General features: G+C 70.1%; 16 protein-coding genes. 5 read left to right on the forward strand and 11 right to left on the reverse strand.

All coding sequences use genetic code 11. The features are described from left to right. Positions 1 to 10 precede the first annotated feature (10 nt). Genes JKJ07_RS22025 through guaB form a run of 3 tightly spaced genes read right to left on the reverse strand, consistent with a single transcriptional unit; the run spans position 11 to position 4,103 of the window. Positions 11 to 1,435, reverse strand: a complete 1,425-nt coding sequence (locus JKJ07_RS22025; protein ID WP_202993613.1) for a M1 family metallopeptidase — start codon at positions 1,433 to 1,435, stop codon at positions 11 to 13. 43 nt (positions 1,436 to 1,478) lie between these two features. Continuing rightward, a complete protein-coding gene (locus JKJ07_RS22030; protein ID WP_184953660.1) occupies positions 1,479 to 2,597 on the reverse strand; it encodes a GuaB3 family IMP dehydrogenase-related protein in 1,119 nt (372 codons plus the stop codon). An 18-nt stretch (positions 2,598 to 2,615) separates the two neighbouring features. After that, on the reverse strand, positions 2,616 to 4,103 hold the full coding sequence (gene guaB / locus JKJ07_RS22035) for an IMP dehydrogenase (RefSeq protein WP_202993614.1): 1,488 nt from the start codon (positions 4,101 to 4,103) through the stop codon (positions 2,616 to 2,618). A 122-nt stretch (positions 4,104 to 4,225) separates the two neighbouring features. Between guaB and JKJ07_RS22040 the strand changes: the two genes are divergently transcribed. Further along, positions 4,226 to 4,627 (forward strand): DUF5319 domain-containing protein, encoded by a 402-nt coding sequence (locus JKJ07_RS22040; protein ID WP_202993615.1) that lies wholly within the window; start codon positions 4,226 to 4,228, stop codon positions 4,625 to 4,627. Between the two features lie 37 nt (positions 4,628 to 4,664). On the opposite strand, the gene JKJ07_RS22045 is transcribed toward JKJ07_RS22040, so the two are convergent. Further along, entirely contained in the window at positions 4,665 to 5,516 is an 852-nt protein-coding gene (locus tag JKJ07_RS22045) for a response regulator transcription factor (RefSeq protein ID WP_202993616.1), read from the reverse strand. 231 nt (positions 5,517 to 5,747) lie between these two features. Here JKJ07_RS22045 and JKJ07_RS22050 point away from each other — a divergent pair, with 231 nt between their 5' ends. After that, positions 5,748 to 6,137 (forward strand): WhiB family transcriptional regulator, encoded by a 390-nt coding sequence (locus JKJ07_RS22050; protein WP_184953664.1) that lies wholly within the window; start codon positions 5,748 to 5,750, stop codon positions 6,135 to 6,137. A gap of 182 nt (positions 6,138 to 6,319) precedes the next feature. Here the strand turns inward: JKJ07_RS22050 and JKJ07_RS22055 are convergent, their stop codons facing one another. The 7 genes from JKJ07_RS22055 to JKJ07_RS22085 all read right to left on the reverse strand — a co-directional run bounded on the left by JKJ07_RS22055 (position 6,320) and on the right by JKJ07_RS22085 (position 14,864). Continuing rightward, positions 6,320 to 7,993 carry a molybdopterin-dependent oxidoreductase gene (locus JKJ07_RS22055; protein ID WP_202993617.1) on the reverse strand — a complete coding sequence of 558 codons (1,674 nt, stop codon included), beginning with the start codon at positions 7,991 to 7,993 and terminating at the stop codon, positions 6,320 to 6,322. Between the two features lie 238 nt (positions 7,994 to 8,231). After that, positions 8,232 to 9,410, reverse strand: a complete 1,179-nt coding sequence (locus tag JKJ07_RS22060; RefSeq protein WP_202993618.1) for an ROK family transcriptional regulator — start codon at positions 9,408 to 9,410, stop codon at positions 8,232 to 8,234. A 34-nt stretch (positions 9,411 to 9,444) separates the two neighbouring features. Further along, complete coding sequence (locus tag JKJ07_RS22065) at positions 9,445 to 10,701, reverse strand: sugar ABC transporter permease (protein WP_202993619.1); 1,257 nt, start codon at positions 10,699 to 10,701, stop codon at positions 9,445 to 9,447. Beyond that, positions 10,698 to 11,516 (reverse strand): ATP-binding cassette domain-containing protein, encoded by an 819-nt coding sequence (locus tag JKJ07_RS22070; RefSeq protein WP_202993620.1) that lies wholly within the window; start codon positions 11,514 to 11,516, stop codon positions 10,698 to 10,700. Before JKJ07_RS22070 ends, JKJ07_RS22065 begins: the two co-directional genes overlap by 4 nt. Before the next feature lie 164 nt (positions 11,517 to 11,680). Next, positions 11,681 to 12,787, reverse strand: coding sequence for a sugar ABC transporter substrate-binding protein (locus JKJ07_RS22075; protein WP_202993621.1), 1,107 nt, complete (start codon positions 12,785 to 12,787; stop codon positions 11,681 to 11,683). 385 nt (positions 12,788 to 13,172) lie between these two features. Continuing rightward, positions 13,173 to 13,658 (reverse strand): Cys-tRNA(Pro) deacylase, encoded by a 486-nt coding sequence (ybaK, locus tag JKJ07_RS22080; RefSeq protein ID WP_202993622.1) that lies wholly within the window; start codon positions 13,656 to 13,658, stop codon positions 13,173 to 13,175. 18 nt (positions 13,659 to 13,676) lie between these two features. Beyond that, the gene (locus JKJ07_RS22085) at positions 13,677 to 14,864 is read right to left on the reverse strand and encodes a class I SAM-dependent methyltransferase (protein ID WP_307834350.1); all 1,188 of its coding nucleotides are present in this window, start codon (positions 14,862 to 14,864) and stop codon (positions 13,677 to 13,679) included. Between the two features lie 234 nt (positions 14,865 to 15,098). Here JKJ07_RS22085 and groES point away from each other — a divergent pair, with 234 nt between their 5' ends. The 3 genes from groES (at position 15,099) to JKJ07_RS22100 (ending at position 17,803) form a co-directional block, all read left to right on the forward strand. Next, positions 15,099 to 15,407 carry a co-chaperone GroES gene (gene groES / locus JKJ07_RS22090; RefSeq protein WP_015619077.1) on the forward strand — a complete coding sequence of 103 codons (309 nt, stop codon included), beginning with the start codon at positions 15,099 to 15,101 and terminating at the stop codon, positions 15,405 to 15,407. A 71-nt stretch (positions 15,408 to 15,478) separates the two neighbouring features. Continuing rightward, entirely contained in the window at positions 15,479 to 17,128 is a 1,650-nt protein-coding gene (groL, locus tag JKJ07_RS22095) for a chaperonin GroEL (protein ID WP_202993623.1), read from the forward strand. Between the two features lie 381 nt (positions 17,129 to 17,509). Then, complete coding sequence (locus JKJ07_RS22100) at positions 17,510 to 17,803, forward strand: DUF1707 SHOCT-like domain-containing protein (protein WP_202993624.1); 294 nt, start codon at positions 17,510 to 17,512, stop codon at positions 17,801 to 17,803. Positions 17,804 to 17,805 lie beyond the last annotated feature (2 nt).

Consider the following 17,805-nt stretch of genomic DNA (forward strand, 5'->3'; position numbering starts at 1 on the left):
GTATGGGGAGTCAGGGCTTGGCCGGCTTCTCCTCGCTGAACAACCAGGACTTGAAGAGGTCGTCGAGCTGCTTGCCCGAGATCTCCTCGGCCATCGCGATCAGGTCGTCGGTGTTGGCGTTGCCGTCCTTGTGCTCGCTCGTCCACCGCTTGAGCAGCTGGTCGAAGGCCGGGTCACCGATCGCCTTGCGCAGCGCGAAGACAGTCATGCCGCCGCGCTGATAGACGGCCTGGCCGAAGATGCGGCTTGCCCCGGGGTTGCCGGCCTGGCCGGGCTGGTTCCACGGGTACGAGTTGTAGACGTTGTCGAAGTTCGCCTGCACGCTGTCGCCGCCCGAGTGCTCGTCCCACAGCCACTCCGCGTACGTGGCGAAGCCCTCGTTGAGCCAGATGTCCTGCCACTTCTCGAGGGCCACGCTGTCGCCGAACCACTGGTGGGCCAGCTCGTGGGCGATCACGCCCTCGTTGGCGCCGCCGGTGAAGAACGCGGGACCGTAGACCGGGCGGCTCTGCGTCTCGAGCGCGTACCCGATGCGCCGGTCGTCCACCGCGACACCGCCGTTCGCGTCGAACGGGTACGGCCCGAACTTGGTGGCCAGGAAGTCGGTGATCTCGGCCGTCTTGGCCAGTGACCGCGCGGCCGGGCCGTCGGCGGGCAGCGCCTCGGCGACCGCGATGACCATCGGCTTGCCGTTGTGCTCGGTGGTGGTGACGCGATACTGCCCGATCACGACCATCGCCAGATAGCTGGCCATCGGCGCGCTCTGCGACCACGACCAGGTCGTCCAGCCGTCGCTGGTGCGCTGCGGGCCGGGCACCCCGTTGCTGATCGCCTCGACGCCCGCGGGCACGGTCATCTCGAGCTTGAAGGTGGCCTTGTCGAGCGGGTGGTCGTTGACCGGGAACCACGTGCTGGCCGACTCGGGCTGGCCCAGCGCGATCGCGCCCTGCGGGCTCTCCAGCCAGCCGCCCTGGCCGAGCACCGCGTCGCCGAGCTGCGCGGGCTTGCCGCCGTACTCGATGACAGTGGTGAACGCCCGCCCGTTCGGGATGCCGGCGGCCGGGGTGACGGTCAGCTCGGCGCCCGAGGCCGACGAGCCCGCCCGTACGCCGTCGACCGTCACGTTCTTGGCGGCCAGCTTGGACAGATCGAGGTTGAACCGGGACAGGTCCTGCGTCGCGGTGGCGGTGATCGTCGCCGTGCCGGTGAGCTGATCGGTCCGCGGGTCGTAGCGGACCTTGAGGTCGTAGCCGGCCACGTCGTAGCCGCCGTTGCCGTACTTCGGGAAATACGGATCGCCGATGCCCTCCGCGCCGGGGGCGAACACCGGCGCGGAGGACGGGGCCGACGACGGTGCGGGCGCCGGTTCCGCGTCGGCCGTACAGCCGGCGATCAACGCGACACTCAGAACCCCGGCAACACCCGCACGTCTCATAGGCGCGAGGTTAGCGCCGTCCCGCGAAAGGCCCGGGAAAGGCCTACTTGTCGAGGACGAGCGCGACCTTCTGGAACTCCTTGACGTCGCGGTAGCCGCACTTGGCCATCGCGCGCCGCAGCCCGCCGAAGAGGTTGAGCTGGCCGTCGGGCCGGTTGGCCGGGCCGTAGAGCAGCTCCTCGAGGGTGCCGTCGGGCTCGCCCGCGATGCAGAACCCGCCGCGTGGCAGCTGCGGGTGGCTGGCCGACGAGTGCCACCAGGCGCCGCCGGCCGGGGCGCCCTCGGCCAGCGAGAGCGGCTCGCCGAGCATCACCGCGTCGGCGCCGCAGCCGATCGCCTTGGCGATGTCGCCCGACGTCGAGATGCCACCGTCGGCGATCAGGTGCACGTAGCGGCCGCCGGTCTCGTCGAGGTAGTCACGGCGGGCGGCCGCGGCGTCGGCGATCGCAGTAGCCATCGGCACCCGGATGCCGAGCACGGTGTCGGTGGTCGACCACTCGTCCGCCCCGACGCCGACGATCACACCGGCCGCGCCCGTACGCATCAGGTGCAGCGCGGTCTTGTAGTCGGTGCAGCCGCCGACGATGACCGGCAGGTCGAGGTCGGCGATGAACTCCTTGAGGTTGAGCGGCTCGTCCGTCGTGGACACGTGCTCGGCGCTGACCAGGGTGCCCTGGATGACGAGCAGGTCGACGCCGGCGTCGAGGACCACCGGGGCGAGCGCCAGCGTGTGCTGCGGCGACACCCGGACGGCGACGGTGATGCCGCCCTCGCGCATCGTGCGCACGCGCTCGGCGATCAGCTCCGGCTTGATCGGCTCGGAGTAGACCTCCTGCAGGCGCCGGGTGGCGTCGGCGTCCTCGTCGAGCGAGGCCAGCTCCTCCAGGATCTTGGTCGGGTCCTCGTACCGCGTCCACAGGCCCTCGGCGTTGAGCACCCCCAGGCCGCCGAGGCGGCCCAGGGCGATCGCGGACTCCGGGCTCATGGTCGCGTCGGACGGGTGCGCGACGCAGGGGATCTTGAAGGGGTAGGCGTCGACGCGCCACTCGGTGGACACGTCGTCCACGTCGCGGGTGCGGCGGCTCGGGACGATGGCGATGTCGTCCAGGTGGTATCCGCGCTGAGCGGTCTTGCCCAGACCGATCTCCACGACGTCACGCATGTCGGTTCCTTATTTGTCTTAGCGGGAGTGGTAGTTCGGAGCCTCGACGGTCATCTGGATGTCGTGCGGGTGGCTTTCCTTGAGGCCCGCCGCCGTAATCCTGATGAGCTGCCCACGCTGCTGCAAGTCGGGAATCGTCTCGGCCCCGGCGTAACCCATCGCCAGCCGGACACCGCCGACGAGCTGGGCCACCACCCGGGAGAGCGGGCCGCGGTAGGGAACCTGGCCCTCGACGCCCTCGGGCACGAGCTTCTCCTCCGGCACATCATGCTGGAAGTAGCGGTCCTTGGAGTAGGACTTGGCCTGACCGCGCGACTGCATGGCGCCGAGCGAGCCCATCCCCCGGTACGACTTGTACTGCTTGCCGTTCACGAAGATCAGGTCGCCGGGGCTCTCCTCCGAGCCGGCCAGCAGGCCGCCCAGCATGACGGTCTCGGCGCCGGCCACGATCGCCTTGGCGATGTCGCCGCTGTACTGGATGCCGCCGTCGGCGATCACCGGGACGCCGAACGGCGCGCACGCGCGCTGGGCCTCCATCACGGCGGTGATCTGCGGGACGCCGACCCCGGCCACGATGCGGGTCGTGCAGATGGCGCCGGGACCGACGCCGACCTTGACCGCGTCGGCACCGGCCTCGGCCATCGCCTTGGCCCCCGCGTACGTCGCGACGTTGCCGCCCACGATGTCGGTGGTGGTGTCGCGCTTGAGCCGGGCGATCATGTCGAGCACCTGGCGCTGGTGGCCGTGCGAGGTGTCCACGATGATCACGTCGACCCCGGCGTCGATCAGGCCGCGGGCCCGCTTGTAGGACTCGTCGCCGACGCCCACCGCGGCGGCGACCCGCAGGCGGCCCTGCCCGTCCTTCGTCGCGTTGGGATACTGCTCGCTCTTCGTGAAGTCCTTGACCGTGATCAGGCCGCGCAGCTTGCCGCTGTCGTCGATCAGCGGCAGCTTCTCGATCTTGTGCTGCTGGAGCAGGCCGAGCGCCTGGTCCTTGCTCACCCCGACCGGGGCGGTGATCAGCGGCATCTTCGTCATGACGTCGCGCACCTTGGCGTTCTCGTCGGTGACGAAGCGCATGTCGCGGTTGGTCACGATGCCGACCAGGGTGCCGTCGGCGTCGGTGACCGGCACGCCCGAGATGCGATAGCGGCCGCAGAGCTGGTCGACCTCGCGCAGCGTGTCGTCGGGGCTGCAGGTGACCGGATTGGTGATCATGCCCGACTCGGACCGCTTGACCAGGTCGACCTGGGCCGCCTGGTCCTCGGCGGACAGGTTGCGGTGGAGCACGCCGATGCCGCCCTCGCGGGCCATGGCGATCGCCATGCGGGCCTCGGTGACGGTGTCCATCGCGGCCGACAGCAGCGGGATCGTCAGGTCGATGTTGCGGGTGAGCCGTGTGTTCGTGTTGACCCGGCTCGGCACGATGTCCGATTCGCCGGGCTGGAGGAGCACGTCGTCGAAGGTCAGACCGAGCGGAACCGTACGGGCCGAGTCAGTTTCCACGGAGCATCCCTAAAAGCCGGAAGACGGATAGTTCATCGTACCCATCCGTTCTCGGCGACCTCGCGGGACGGACAGGACGTGCGGGCCAGCACACATCCGCCCGGGGTGAGTACGGTAAGGGGGTGCAAGAAGAGCCGATCGACCCGTTCAACGGCGACCCCGCCGACCCGGCCGCCGGTCTCGACGACGTCAGCGACGACGCCGAGTCCGAGCCGCTGACCGACGCCGAACGGCAGGACGTCCTCGAGGATCTCTCCGACCTGGAGATCTATCAGGCGCTCCTGAGCCCGACCGGCATCCGCGGCCTGGTCATCGAGTGTGAGGACTGCCACGAACCGCACTACTTCGACTGGGATCTGCTCCGCGGCAACCTGCGGCATCTGCTGAGCAGCGGGCGCCCCCGGGTGCACGAGCCGGCCTACGACCCGGATCCCGACCACTACGTCACGTGGGAGTACGCGCGCGGTTACGCCGACGGCGTCCACGACACGCTGACCGAGGGCAACGAGGACGAAAAGGAATAGGCCGGGAGTCGCCCCCCGGCCTATCAATAGCGAATTACTAAGCCACTAGCCCGGCTCGGAAGCCGGCTGCGACCGCGTGGGCGCGGTCCCGGGCGCCGAGCTTCCGGAAGAGCCGCCGGGCGTGGGTCTTGACGGTGTCCTCCGAGACGAAGAGCTCACGGCCGATCTCGGCGTTGCTCTTGCCGTCGGCCATCCCCCGCAGCACCTGCAGTTCGCGCTCGGTGAGCGTGAGCCGCCGGCCCGCGGGCGCCGGGTCGGCCACCCCGACCTGGGTCTCGTTCCCGGGCCAGGCCACCATCGGCCGGCCGGTGGCCGGGTCGATCGGGGCGTCGCCGCGCTGCGACGGCACCATCGGCGCGTTGGGACCGAGCACGGCCGGCACGGCCGCCGCGTTCGGCGCCCCCACCGCCAGGCCGTTCTGATACGCGGCCCGGGCCGCGGTCGAGTTGTTGTTGCGGGCCCCGCCGGCGACGGCCGCCGGCTGGGCGTTCGCCCCGTTGATCGGCATGCCCTGCGGGCGCACCGGGAGCAGCAGCAGGAGCAGCGCCTTGGCCACGACGCTGACCAGGTCGTGCTCGACGCCGCGGATGACACCGCGGGCACCGGCGGCGACGGCCGCCGCGGCGACCCGGGGGTCTTCGGCGCCGAACAGCACCACCTGCGCCTGCGGCGCACGGGCAAGGACGCGCCGGGTGAAGCCGACGCTGTCGGGACGGGTCACGGCGGTGTCAGCCAGGACCACTTCAGCCGGCCGTTCAGCCAGGCGGATCATGGCCTCGGTCTCGCTGACCGCGGTCCTTACGACGCCGGTCATGCCGAGCCGGGCCGCGGTGGACGCGACGGTCTGGGCCGCCAGCGGGGTACGGACGCACACGAGGACGGTACGCACAGTGATCCTCCTTCTCTCTCAGAGGAGATCACGCGAGGGCCGCAGCATTACGCGCTTTAGATGGAAAAAATGGGAAAGATCGGTATGACTTGCTGGACCGATGTCATGCGGCTTCAGAAGACATCGACATGTTGCGTGTGAGCCGGGGATCACCGGGGTAAGACCGCGGCAGGCCTGAGCAAGGGCCCTCGTGACGACACTCCGCGGTGCCGCGCGGGAGGAGGGTGTGACATGTCGAACGTTCGCAGACTGCCCGGGCCCATCGCCGACCTGTGGGACTGGCAGCGACTTGGTCTGTGCCGGGGCCGGGACAGCGCTCAGTTCTTCCACCCGGACGGTGAACGCGGTTCGTCCCGCAACCGCCGGGAAGCCAAAGCCAAGAGCATGTGCGGCGCGTGCCCGGTTCGAGCCGAGTGCGCCGCGCACGCCCTCGCGGTTCGCGAGCCGTACGGGGTCTGGGGCGGCCTCACCGAAGCGGAGCGGCTGCGGCTGCTCGCCGTCGGTTGGGAGGACACCGCCGACCGTCATCACGGACGTGTCGACCTTGCCCGGCTCGAGGCCCGGCTCGGCCGGCCCCACAAGTCCGCCGTTCCCGCGCAGCGGCAGGCACCGGCGGCCTGACGCCTGTCACCCGGCATCACCATGACGATCCGGTCCCCGTTCGGGGGCCGGGTCGAGTTGTTCGACGGCTCTTCATCAACCGCATTGGTGGACATGCAAGCCACCGTATGAGCGACTTGCGCACTAACGACGGACGCCTGGTGCGGCCTTCAAGTAACCGGCACACTCACGTTCCGAAGAAGTCAGCCCTCGATGCCGACCCGGATCTGATGCCACCCGGACGCGCCGTCGGGCGCGGGCGGAGCCGGGGTGCTGGTCTGCGTGACGCCCTGCCCGTCGGTCGCCCGAACCCGGAGTGAGTGCTCCCCCGCGGTGGCCGGCCACGACCAGCTCCACTCGCGCCAGGTGTCGCTCGAGACCGTCGCGGCCAGGCTCGCCTCGGCCCATTCCCCGTCGTCGACTTGAACCTCGACCTTGGTGATGCCGCGATGCTGGGCCCACGCCACCCCGCCGACCACCACCGTGCCGGCCGGGCGCTTGCCGCCGTCGCGGGGCGTGTCGATGCGCGACTCGGTCTTGATCGGCGCCTGCGCCGCCCAGCCCCGCGGCACCCAGTAGGCGTCGAAATCCGAGAACCGGCTCAGCTCGATCTCGGTGATCCACTTGCACGCGCTCACGTAGCCGTACAGGCCCGGCACCACCATGCGTACGGGGAACCCGTGGTTGACCGGCAGCGGCTCGGAGTTCATGCCGACGGCGAGCAGCGCATCCCGCCCGTCCATCAGTGCGGAGGTCGGGCTGCCGCAGGTCCATCCGTCGACCGAACGCTGGATCACCTGGTCGGCGCCGGGCAGCGGTCCGGCCTCCTCGAGCAGCTCGCGGATCGGCGTGCCGAGCCAGAGCGCGTTGCCGATCAGATCGCCTCCGACCTCGTTCGAGACGCAGGCCAGGGTCACGTAGCGCTCGATCATCGGGCGCTGCAGCAGCTGCTCCCAGGTGATCGTGATCGGGTTGCGCACCATCCCGTGGATCCGGAGCTGCCACGTTGTGGGGTCGACGCGGGGCGGGATGAGCGCCGTGTCGATCCGGTAGAAGTCCTTGTTGGGCGAGATGTAGGGCGTCACCCCGGGCACCTGCACTCCGGCGGGCACCGGCGGCGCGGTCTGCCTGGGCTTCGGCAGCACCACCTCGCTGCGGGCCGCGGTCACCGCCTGCCGCGACGTCAGCCACCGCCCCGCCAGCCCGGACACGACCGCCACACCCGCCGCGATTCCCAGTCCCTGCAGAAAACCCCGACGACCTTTCCCGTACGGGTCCTGACCGGCCCCGGGCCGAGCAGTTGAAGCGCCGTCGTGGTCCGGGCCGTCCGCCCGCTGCGGGATGTTCCCGGTGGTTGCGCTGCGGCCCGTTCCGGCTCTGGTGCCGAGAACCCCCGCCCACGCCGCCTGCTCCTCCGCCGGTGTCCGCGCAGGCGCCGCCTCGGCGGGCAGCACCCCGGCCTGTTCCAGCAGCAGTCGGAGCGTCCAGACGGCCAGGGCCGCGCCCGCCACCGTGGGCAGCCACGCGAACACGCCGGCGTCGTGCCTGGTCAGCGCGGCCAGCACGCCGACCAGGGCGAACAGCCCGATCCCGCCCACCGCGAGCCGCCACGACCGCAGGGCGGCCACACCCACCCCGTACGCGTAGGCCGCGAGCAGGATCGACGTGCCCACGATCAGGGCCGTCTTGTCGTGCACGCCGAACACCCGCACGCCGAAGTCCTTGACCGCGGCCGGCACGTTGTCGACCACCACGCCGCCGACGGCGATCAAAGGCGCCGACAGCGGGCCGGTGAGAACGGCCACCACCTCGGCGGCGCCCACGGCGACCGCGGCCGCCGCCACACCGGACAGACCGGCCCGGACCGAAAGCTTCACGTCACCATCGTGCTCCGGCCCCGCCCGAACGACGACGACCCCGGCGGTGACGTTAGGAACTCGAAAGATCTCGCATGCACGCCGCCGGTGGCCGGGAACGGCCGTGAGCAGCGACGAGGCCGTTCCGCCCACCGGCCCGGCAGCCGGGGACGGCCTCGATTCGCGACGAGGCCGTTCCGCGGCGGCGGGAACGGCCTCGTCTGCGGTTGTCCGGCGGGCGGACCCTCGTACGGGAAAGTCAGTTGATCAAAGGGTCTTCCAGGAGGTGCTCGAAGGCGAGCTCGGCCGCGCCGATCAGGGCCGCGTCGTTGCCGAGCTCCGGGGTGCGCAACCGGATGTGCTCGCGGCACGCCGGCAGCCCGATCGCGTTGAGCCGGCTGCGGATCTGGGCCGCGGCCACCAGATACACGTCACGCAGGGTGCCGCCGAAGATCACGGCCTCGGGGTTGAAGATGTTGACCAGGTTGCCGACGCCGAAGCCGATCCACTCGCCGACCTGACGCACGGCGAACTGGGCCTGACTGTCGCCGCGCATGGCCGCGTCGACGACGCTCAGCACCGCCTCGCGACCCGACTGGTCGGCCCGTCCGGCGTGCCTGAGCAGGGCATACTCGCCGATCTCGGTCTCCCAGCAGCCACGCGAGCCGCAGCTGCACTCGCGCCCGTACGGGTTGACGACCATGTGCCCGACCTCGCCGCCGTACCCGCCGTGCCCGGCCACGCGGCGGCCGTCGGCGATGATGCCGGCGCCCACCCCGACGTCGCCGTACAGGTAGATGACGTTGTCGCAGCCGGCGGCCGCGCCCCGGCTGTGCTCGACCAGGGCCGAGACGTCGGCGTGGTTGCCCAGCGTGAGCTGACCGAGGTCGCCGAGGTCGGCGCGGAGCGCTGCGCCGACCGGCTCCTCGACCCAGCCGATGGTGGGGGCCAGGCGCACCATGCCGTCGGCCCGGCGCACCAGCCCCGCGACCGCCACGCCGGTGCCGACGCAGCGGGTGTCCTCGGGCACGCCGACCCGCATCTCGTGCACGAACTTCGCCAGCGGCTGCACCGCGTCGAGCACCTGCATGCCGCGCGGCCGGTCGGCCTCGCGGCGGTCCAGGATGCGCCCGCCCAGCCCGACGCGGGCCGCCCGCAGGCGGTCCACCTCGATGCTCAGCGCGTACGCGTACACCCGGGACGACTCGGGCCGGACGACCAGCGACGGTCGCCCGGCCCGGCCGGTCTCTCGTGGTGCCGCCTCGCTGACCAGCCCTGCGGTGGTCAGGTCGGCGGTCAGGGCCCCGATGGTGCTCCGGTTCAGGCCGAGCCGGTTGGTGAGTTCGGCCCGGGACGTGGCTCCGTGTACGTGGACGTACCGGAGCAGCGTCCCGAGATTGTGCCGGCGCACCTCCTCCTGGCTGGGGCCGGCCCGCATCAGCGTGCCGTCCCCGGTTCCAGGCGGCTCTCGTTCATCGGTTGCCGGTAGCGGCCGCTCTGCGCCGGGCCAAAGCGTCGACGCTCGCGGCGACCAGCAGGATGAGACCGGTCACGATGAACTTGGTGCCGGAGTTGAACCCCATCAGCGTCATGCCGTTGTCGATCACGGCGATCACCGCGCCGCCGATCACGGCGTTGATCACCTTGCCCTTGCCGCCGAAGAGGCTGGTGCCACCGATGACGGCCGCGCCCACCGAGTACAGCAGGATGTTGCTGCCACCGGTGTTCGGGTCGACCGAGCTGGCCCGGCTGACGGCCATGATGCCACCGATCGCGGCCATGAACGAGCCGATGACGAAGACCGAGATGCGGATCCGGTCGACGGGGATACCGGCGCGGCGGGCCGCCTCGGTGTTGCCACCGACGGCGTAGACGTGCCGGCCGTAGCTGGTGCGGCCGAGCACGAAGGTCCACAGCACCAGGAAGAAGCCGATGATCGGGACGACGATCGGCACGCCCTTGAGCGAGTTGATCGCCGGGTTGATCGCGCGCTCCTGGGTCAGGACCGCGGTCGCCACCAGCAGCAGCACGGCCAGCCCGCCGATGCGCATCAGCACGATGCCCATCGGGTCGGTGACCAGGCCCCGCTTGGCCCGGCTGCGCATCTGGTTGAACTGCACCGCGGCGTACCCGAGCACGGCGACGATGGCCAGGATCCAGCTCCACGCCACCGACAGGTTGTTGTTGTTGAGCGAGTTGAAGAACTCGTTTCGGGTCGAGATGTTGGTGCCGCCGCCGAGCAGCACCAGCAGGACGCCCTGGAAGGCGAGGAACGCGGCCAGGGTGACGACGAACGACGGGATGCCCAGCTTGGCCACCAGGAAGCCCAGCACGAAGCCGATCACGATGCCGGTCACCAGCGCGGCCGGGATGGCGGTGTACCACTCCCAGCCGTGGTTGGTCAGCAGGATCGCGACGACCGCGCCGCACACGCCGGAGGCGAAACCGGCGGAGAGGTCGATCTCGCCCAGCAGCAGGACGAAGATCAGGCCCATCGCGATGAAGACGACCTGCGCGCCCTGGTTGAACAGGTTCGCGAAGTTGAGGCCGCTGAAGAACGTGTCCCGGGCGATGCCGAAGATCAGGCTCAGGACGATCAGGCCCAGGATGGCGGGCAGGGTGCCGAGGTCGCCACCGCGGACCCGGCCCCAGTAGTCGTTGATGTAGCTCGCGACGGTCGGCTTGACGACCTTGACGCCGCCGGCCGTGGTGGTCGTGGTGGTGGTCACTTGTCGCCTCCCGGCGTGATGTCGACGACGTCCCCGCCGAAGTCAGCCGCCGGCTTCTCGGGAGGCAGGCCGATGTTGCCGCTGCGGCCGCCGGTGATCAGCTCCACAACCTGCGCGTGGGTCACATCGGTGGTCTTGACCTGGGCCGCCATCCGGCCGAGGTAGAGCGCCGCGATCCGGTCGGAGACCGCGAACACGTCGTTCATGTTGTGCGAGATCAGCACGACGCCGAGGCCGTTGTCGGCCAGGCGGCGCACCAGCTCGAGCACCTGCGCGGTCTGCGCGACGCCGAGGGCGGCGGTCGGCTCGTCCAGGATCACGATCTTCGAGTTCCACAGCACGGCCTTGGCGATCGCCACGGTCTGTCGCTGCCCACCGGAAAGGCTGGCGACAAGCTGTCGCAGCGACTTCAAGGTGCGCACCGAGAGGCTGGCGAGGGCGTCGCCGGCCATCTGTTCCATGGTCGGCTCGTCGAGCACGATGCCGCGCTTCTTCTCGCGTCCGAGGAACATGTTCTGGACGACGTCCAGGTTGTCGCACAGTGCCAGGTCCTGATACACGACCTCGATGCCCAGCCCGGAGGCGTCGCTCGGGGTGTGGATCGCGACCTGGTTGCCTTCGAAGGTCACCGTGCCGGAGTCGATCTGATAGATGCCACTGATGCACTTGACCAGCGTCGACTTGCCGGCGCCGTTGTCGCCGACGAGGGCGGTGACCTCGCCGGGGTAGACGCTCAGGCCGACGTCATGCAGGACCTGAACGGGACCGAAGCCTTTGTTGATCCCGCTGAGTTCCAAGAGGGGTGTCGCGGCCACGGTGGTTCTCCTTCGCTAAGTGACCGGTTTGCCGCCCCCGGCGCGCGGCCAGGGACGGCAGGGTGGGGGGTAACCCAATTCCGGCGCCGCCCACGCCCCCGTTGACCAGGGGATGAGCGGCGCCGTCGTCAGTTCGGGTCTAGCCCGTCATCAGTTGAGGATTCTCAGCTGATTCCCGCGTCCGTGCAGGCCTTGGCGAAGTCGGCGGTGCAGACCGCGTCCTTGGTGACGAAGCCGTCGGCGATGACGTCCTTGACGTTCTCCTTGGTGATCGACTGCGGGTCGAGCAGCACCGAGGGAACCTTGGCCTTCGACTCCGGGTCCTCCGTGGTGCCGGTGGCCGTGGTCGGCTTCTGCTTCTTGGCCAGCGCGATCGCCAGCTCGGCGGCCGCGTCGGCCTCCTTCTTGATCGCCTTGTAGACCGTCATGCACTGGTCACCGGCGAGGATGTTCTGCAGGCCCTGAACGGTGGCGTCCTGGCCGGTCACCGGGACCTGGCCGTTCAGCTTGTTCTTCTTCAGCACCGAGATGGCCGCGTTGCCCAGACCGTCGTTCGCCGCGAGGACGCCCTTGATCTGCTTGTTCGAGGTCAGCATCTGCTCGAAGATCGTGCCGGCCTGCGCGTTGTCCCAGTCCGGAACGTCCTGGTTCGGGCCCTTGGTGAAGGTGCCGTCGGCGTACTTCGGGTCGAGGACGCCGTCGTAGCCCTGGGCGAACAGGGTGGCGTTGTTGTCGGTCGGGGAGCCGTTGAGCTCGGCGACGACCGGCTTCTGGTACTTCTTGTCCTCGAGGCACTTGACCAGGCCCTCGCCCTGCAGCTGGCCGACCTTCACGTTGTCGAACGACACGTAGTAGTCGGCGCCGCCGCTCAGGGTCAGCCGGTCGTAGTCGATCGTCGCGATACCGGCCTTCTTGGCCTTCTCGAGGACGGCCTTACCGGTGCCGGAGTCGAGGTTGACGATCATGAGGACGCTGACGCCGCTCGAGATCATGCCGTCGGCGATGGTCTGGAACTGGGTCTTGTCGCCCTGCGCGTTCTGGATCTCAGCCTGAACGCCGGCCGCGTCGAACGCCGCCTTGAGGAACTTCGGGTCGTCGGTGCCCCACCGCTGCGAGCTCTTGGTGTCGGGCAGGATGATGCCGACCTTGCCCGCGGCGGAGGAGTCGCCGCCGGTGCTGCCGGAGTCCGTGCCGCTGTCGTCGCCGCAAGCGGCAATGCTGCCGGTGGCCAGCAGGCTCACCGCGGCAAGGGCGAACAGTCCCTTACGCATTCCTAGTTTCCTTTCGGTAAATCCGGGCCTTCATCGGATTTCGATGGTGTGCGCTGCGGGAGTGTCGCTCCCCGAGACGCCGAGAGATCAAAATGATCAGGAGCTAGTTTGTTGTGTCCGGCAACGTATTCCCGTTGCGGCCGGTTACACAAGCGGTGTCGCCCGGCGATCTCGTAACCCGCCATAACAATCCGGCAACACGGCAGTGATACAAGGCGTTCGGCCCTGGCCAAGGCGCACCGGGGCCCACCGATTGATCGCTGACGTGACTCACGATGTGACGCTAAGTCAGGTCAGCGCCCGCTCTGCCCCATTCTCGGGAGAAAGATCCCCGCGGCGCGTAACGTTGTCGTAACGGCTCGCAGTTGGCCGGAGGATTCGACCCTCATGTCCGGATTGTCGCCGTAACCGCTTCCGTGAGCCGGATGAGATCGCCCGGCGCGAGGGCCACCTGAAGCCCGCGACGCCCCGCCGAGACGAACATCCGGTCGAGCCCGACGGCCGAGTCGTCGACCACGGTAGGCAGTTTCTTGCGCTGCCCGAGCGGACTGATGCCCCCGCGCACGTAGCCACTGCTGCGCTCCGCGGCGGCGCGATCGGCAAGGTTTGCCCGTTTGCCCCCGGCGGCGTGCGCGAGCGCCTTCAGATCCAGCTCGCCGGTCACCGGCACCACACCGACGACCAGTCCCCCGTCGACCTCGGCGATCAGCGTCTTGAAGACCCGCTCGGCCCCGACCCCGAGCGCCTCGGCCACGAGCGCGCCATAGTTCGGCGCCTCCGGCGAGACCTCGTACGGATGCAGGGTGTGCTCGACCCTCTGCGCGGTGAGCAGCGCGGTGGCCGGGGTGCCGGCCGCGGCCTTCTTCGCCATGGCGCGCACGCTACCCCTTCACGCGCGGCACAGGATCACCGTCGGGGCGCCCGCCACCCGGGTCAGCACGATCGACGCCGCCTCCGGGCCCGACAGCCGCAGATCACGGCGCAACTGCTCGGGCTCCAGGGCCGAGCCGCGCTTGCGGATCTCCAGCCGCCCCACCCCACGCTCCCGGAGCAGGGCGCGCAGCCGCTTCAACGAGAACCCGAGCACGTCCGTGATCTCCAACCTTCTCCCGTACGGGGTCTCGCGCGGGTCGTCGGTGTAGACGTACGCGATGTCGGGGTCGGCCAGGCTGCCGCCGATGGTCTCGGCGAACTCGGCCACCAAGTGCGAGCGCACCACCGCCGGGTCGGGGTCGTAGAGATACGCCCCGACATCCCCGACGGGCGCCTGGCGTGTCCCGCTCCCAGTCAGCTCCACCCCTCGCCCCGCCGCGCCACCCTTTTCCGCGCTACTCGGAAGTAACGTCGCGCGGCGCGGCGCCTCCGCCAGCGGGCCGCACCAGAACGCGGCCTCGACCAGGTCGCCGCCCACGCTCACCCACTCCCCCTCCGCGCCGGGCGGCAGCAGGTCGTGATCGATTCCCGGGGCCAGCTTGAGCACCGTTCGAGGCACCCGCTCGGCCAGGCCCACGACGAAGTCCCAGGGCGGCGAGTAGGACTTGGGGTCGAAGACACGCCCACGCCCGGCCCTCCGCCGCGCGGGGTCGGCAAAAACGGCGTCAAACCCTTCCACCCGTACGGTCGTGGCGTCCGCGCATTCGACCCGGATCAGGTGGTCGAGTTTCAGGGCCGCCACGTTCGCCGCAGCCGTCTCGGCCGTCAGCGGGTCGGCGTCGACGGCGTACACCTCGATTCCGGCGCGCGCAGCCGCGATGGCGTCGGAGCCCAGCCCGCAGCCGAGGTCGGCCAAAGTCTTCACGCCCGCCGCCGCCAGCCGGGCCGCCCGCCGGTTCGACACGGCCGCCCGGGTCGCCTGCTCCAGCCCGGCCCGCGTGAAGAACATCGACTCCGCGTCCGGGCCGAACTTCGAGGTCGCGCGGCGCCTCAGATCGACCTGGGTCAGCGCGGCCGCGGCCAGTTCGGGCGGCACTCCCCGCGAGCGCAGCGCGGAGGCCGCGGCCAGCGGGTCCCCGGCGGCGATCTCACTCGCCAGGGCCAGGGCGTTCACCCCTTCGGGGGTACGGAGGGAGGCGGTCACGCAGGCATTCTCCCCGGCCTCAACTTGGTTGGCACTCTGGTTGACGGAGTGCTAGTTCCGGCCTAATCTCCGATTAGCACTCTCAACATGAGGGTGCCAGCCGCGAGCCCATCCGGGCCTGCGGCTTGGCACCAGGCGGACCGGCACCCGCGACGACGGCCCCGCCCGGTGGCATGAGGCATCAGCCCGGCCAGAGTTTCTGGTCGGCAAACCTGTACCCAGGAGGGTATGCCCGTGACTACCGCGACCAAGGTTGCGATCAAGCCGCTCGAGGACCGCATCGTGGTCCAGGCGAACGAGGCTGAGACGACCACGGCGTCGGGCATCGTGATCCCCGACACCGCCAAGGAGAAGCCGCAGGAGGGCACCGTCCTCGCTGTGGGCCCCGGCCGCATCGACGACAAGGGCAACCGCATCCCGGTTGACGTCAAGGTCGGCGAGACGGTCCTCTACTCGAAGTACGGCGGCACCGAGGTCAAGTACGCCGGCGAGGAGTACCTGGTGCTCTCCGCCCGCGACGTCCTCGCGGTCATCGAGAAGTGACCTACTGACAGTGCTGATCGCCCTGGCTCGTTGCTGACGGGCCAGGGCGTTGGTGCGTGAAGGGACCACATATGGCGAAGATTCTCAGCTTCTCCGACGACGCCCGCCACCTGCTCGAGCACGGCGTCAACTCGCTCGCCGACACGGTCAAGGTCACCCTCGGCCCGCGTGGCCGCAACGTCGTCCTGGACAAGAAGTTCGGCGCGCCCACGATCACCAACGACGGCGTCACCATCGCCAAGGAGATCGAGCTCACCGACCCGTACCAGAACCTCGGCGCGCAGCTGGTCAAGGAGGTGGCGACCAAGACCAACGACGTCGCCGGCGACGGGACCACCACCGCGACCGTGCTCGCCCAGGCGCTCGTGCGCGAGGGCCTGCGCAACGTGACCGCGGGCGCCAACCCGATCGGCCTCAAGCGCGGCATGGACCAGGCCGCCGAGACCGTGTCGAAGGCGCTGCTGGCCAAGGCCGTCGAGGTCGCCGATCACAAGGCGATCGCGAACGTGGCCACCATCTCGGCCCAGGACGCCACGATTGGCGAGCTGATCGCCGAGGCGATGGACCGGGTCGGCCGCGACGGTGTCATCACCGTCGAGGAGGGCTCGGCCATGGCGACCGAGCTCGACGTCACCGAGGGTCTGCAGTTCGACAAGGGCTTCATCTCGCCGAACTTCGTGACCGACGCCGAGTCGCAGGAGGCCGTCCTCGAGGACGCGCACATCCTGATCACGACCCAGAAGATCTCCAGCATCGAAGAGATGCTTCCGCTGCTGGAGAAGGTGCTGCAGTCCAGCAAGCCGCTGCTGATCATCGCGGAGGACGTCGAGGGCCAGGCCCTGTCCACGCTGGTGGTCAACGCGCTGCGCAAGACGCTGAAGGTCGCCGCCGTCAAGGCGCCCGGCTTCGGCGACCGCCGCAAGGCGATGCTGCAGGACCTGGCGATCGCCACCGGTGGCGAGCTGATCGCCCCCGAGCTGGGTTACAAGCTCGACCAGGTCACCCTCGACATGCTGGGCACCGCCCGGCGCGTCGTGGTCGACAAGGAGAACACCACGATCGTCGACGGCGGCGGCAAGTCGGCCGACGTCACCGACCGGGTCGCGCAGATCCGCAAGGAGATCGAGGCCTCCGACTCCGACTGGGACCGCGAGAAGCTCCAGGAGCGGCTGGCCAAGCTCTCCGGCGGCATCGCGGTGATCAAGGTCGGCGCCGCGACCGAGGTCGAGATGAAGGAGCGCAAGCACCGCATCGAGGACGCCATCGCGGCGACCAAGGCCGCGGTCGAGGAGGGCACCGTCCCCGGCGGTGGCGCCGCCCTGGCCCAGGTGGCCAAGGAGCTCGACGGCGGTCTGGGCCTCACCGGCGAGGAGGCGATCGGCGTCTCGATCGTCCGCAAGGCGCTGGTGGAGCCGCTGCGCTGGATCGCGCAGAACGCCGGCCACGACGGCTACGTCGTGGTGGGCAAGGTCGCCGAGCTGGGCTGGGGCCACGGCCTCAACGCGGCCACCGACGAATACGTCGACCTGGCGGCCGCCGGCATCATCGACCCGGTCAAGGTGACCCGCAACGCGGTCTCCAACGCCGTCTCGATCGCCGGCCTCCTCCTGACCACGGAAAGCCTCGTGGTCGACAAGCCGGCCGAGCCCGAGCCCGCCGCCGCCGGCGGCCACGGCCACAGCCACGGAGGCCACGGCCACCAGCACGGCCCCGGCTTCTGATCCACGCAACACCAAAGGGCGCGCTCCGCTTGGAGCGCGCCCTTTCCATGCACCGCCCTTTCACCAGGCCCCCGCCCACCTCGCACGGCCACCGCCACACCCATTTCGCGCGTCCGATCCACACCTCGCGCGCCAACCCAGACCCGCCTCGCGCGACCCACTCCCACCCACCTCGCGCGGTCCCCACACCCCACCTCGTGCGCCCACCCACACCCCACCTCGTGCGCCCACCCACACCCCACCTCGTGCGGTCCACCCCACCTCGTGACACCCACCCACACCCCACCTCGTGCGGTCCCCCCACCTCGTGACACCCAGCCCGCGCGGTTGTTCGGTGGTCGATGAGTGCCCGGGGTCGCGTGGCGGCGGTAGAGTGCGGCCGTGGAAATCCGTGCTTCCGACGAAGATCGCGAGCGCACGGTGGCCGACCTCGAGCGGCACGCCGGCGCGGGACGCCTCACGCTGGACGAGTTCGCCGAGCGGGCAAAGGTCGCCCACTGCGCGCGCACCCTGGACGAGCTGGCCGCCGTCGTCAACGACCTCCCGGCCGACACTCAGCCGACCGGCGCCGCCGCGACCGTCGAGGAGCCGAGCCGCGACCTGCTCATCCTCTTCGCCATCGCCGCGGCCACCCTCGTGCTGCTCGGCTTCTTCATCGCGCTGATCCGCGCCTGACC

Origin of the sequence: Paractinoplanes lichenicola (assembly GCF_016785085.1) — a bacterium.
Taxonomy (GTDB): Bacteria; Actinomycetota; Actinomycetes; order Mycobacteriales; family Micromonosporaceae; genus Actinoplanes; species Actinoplanes lichenicola.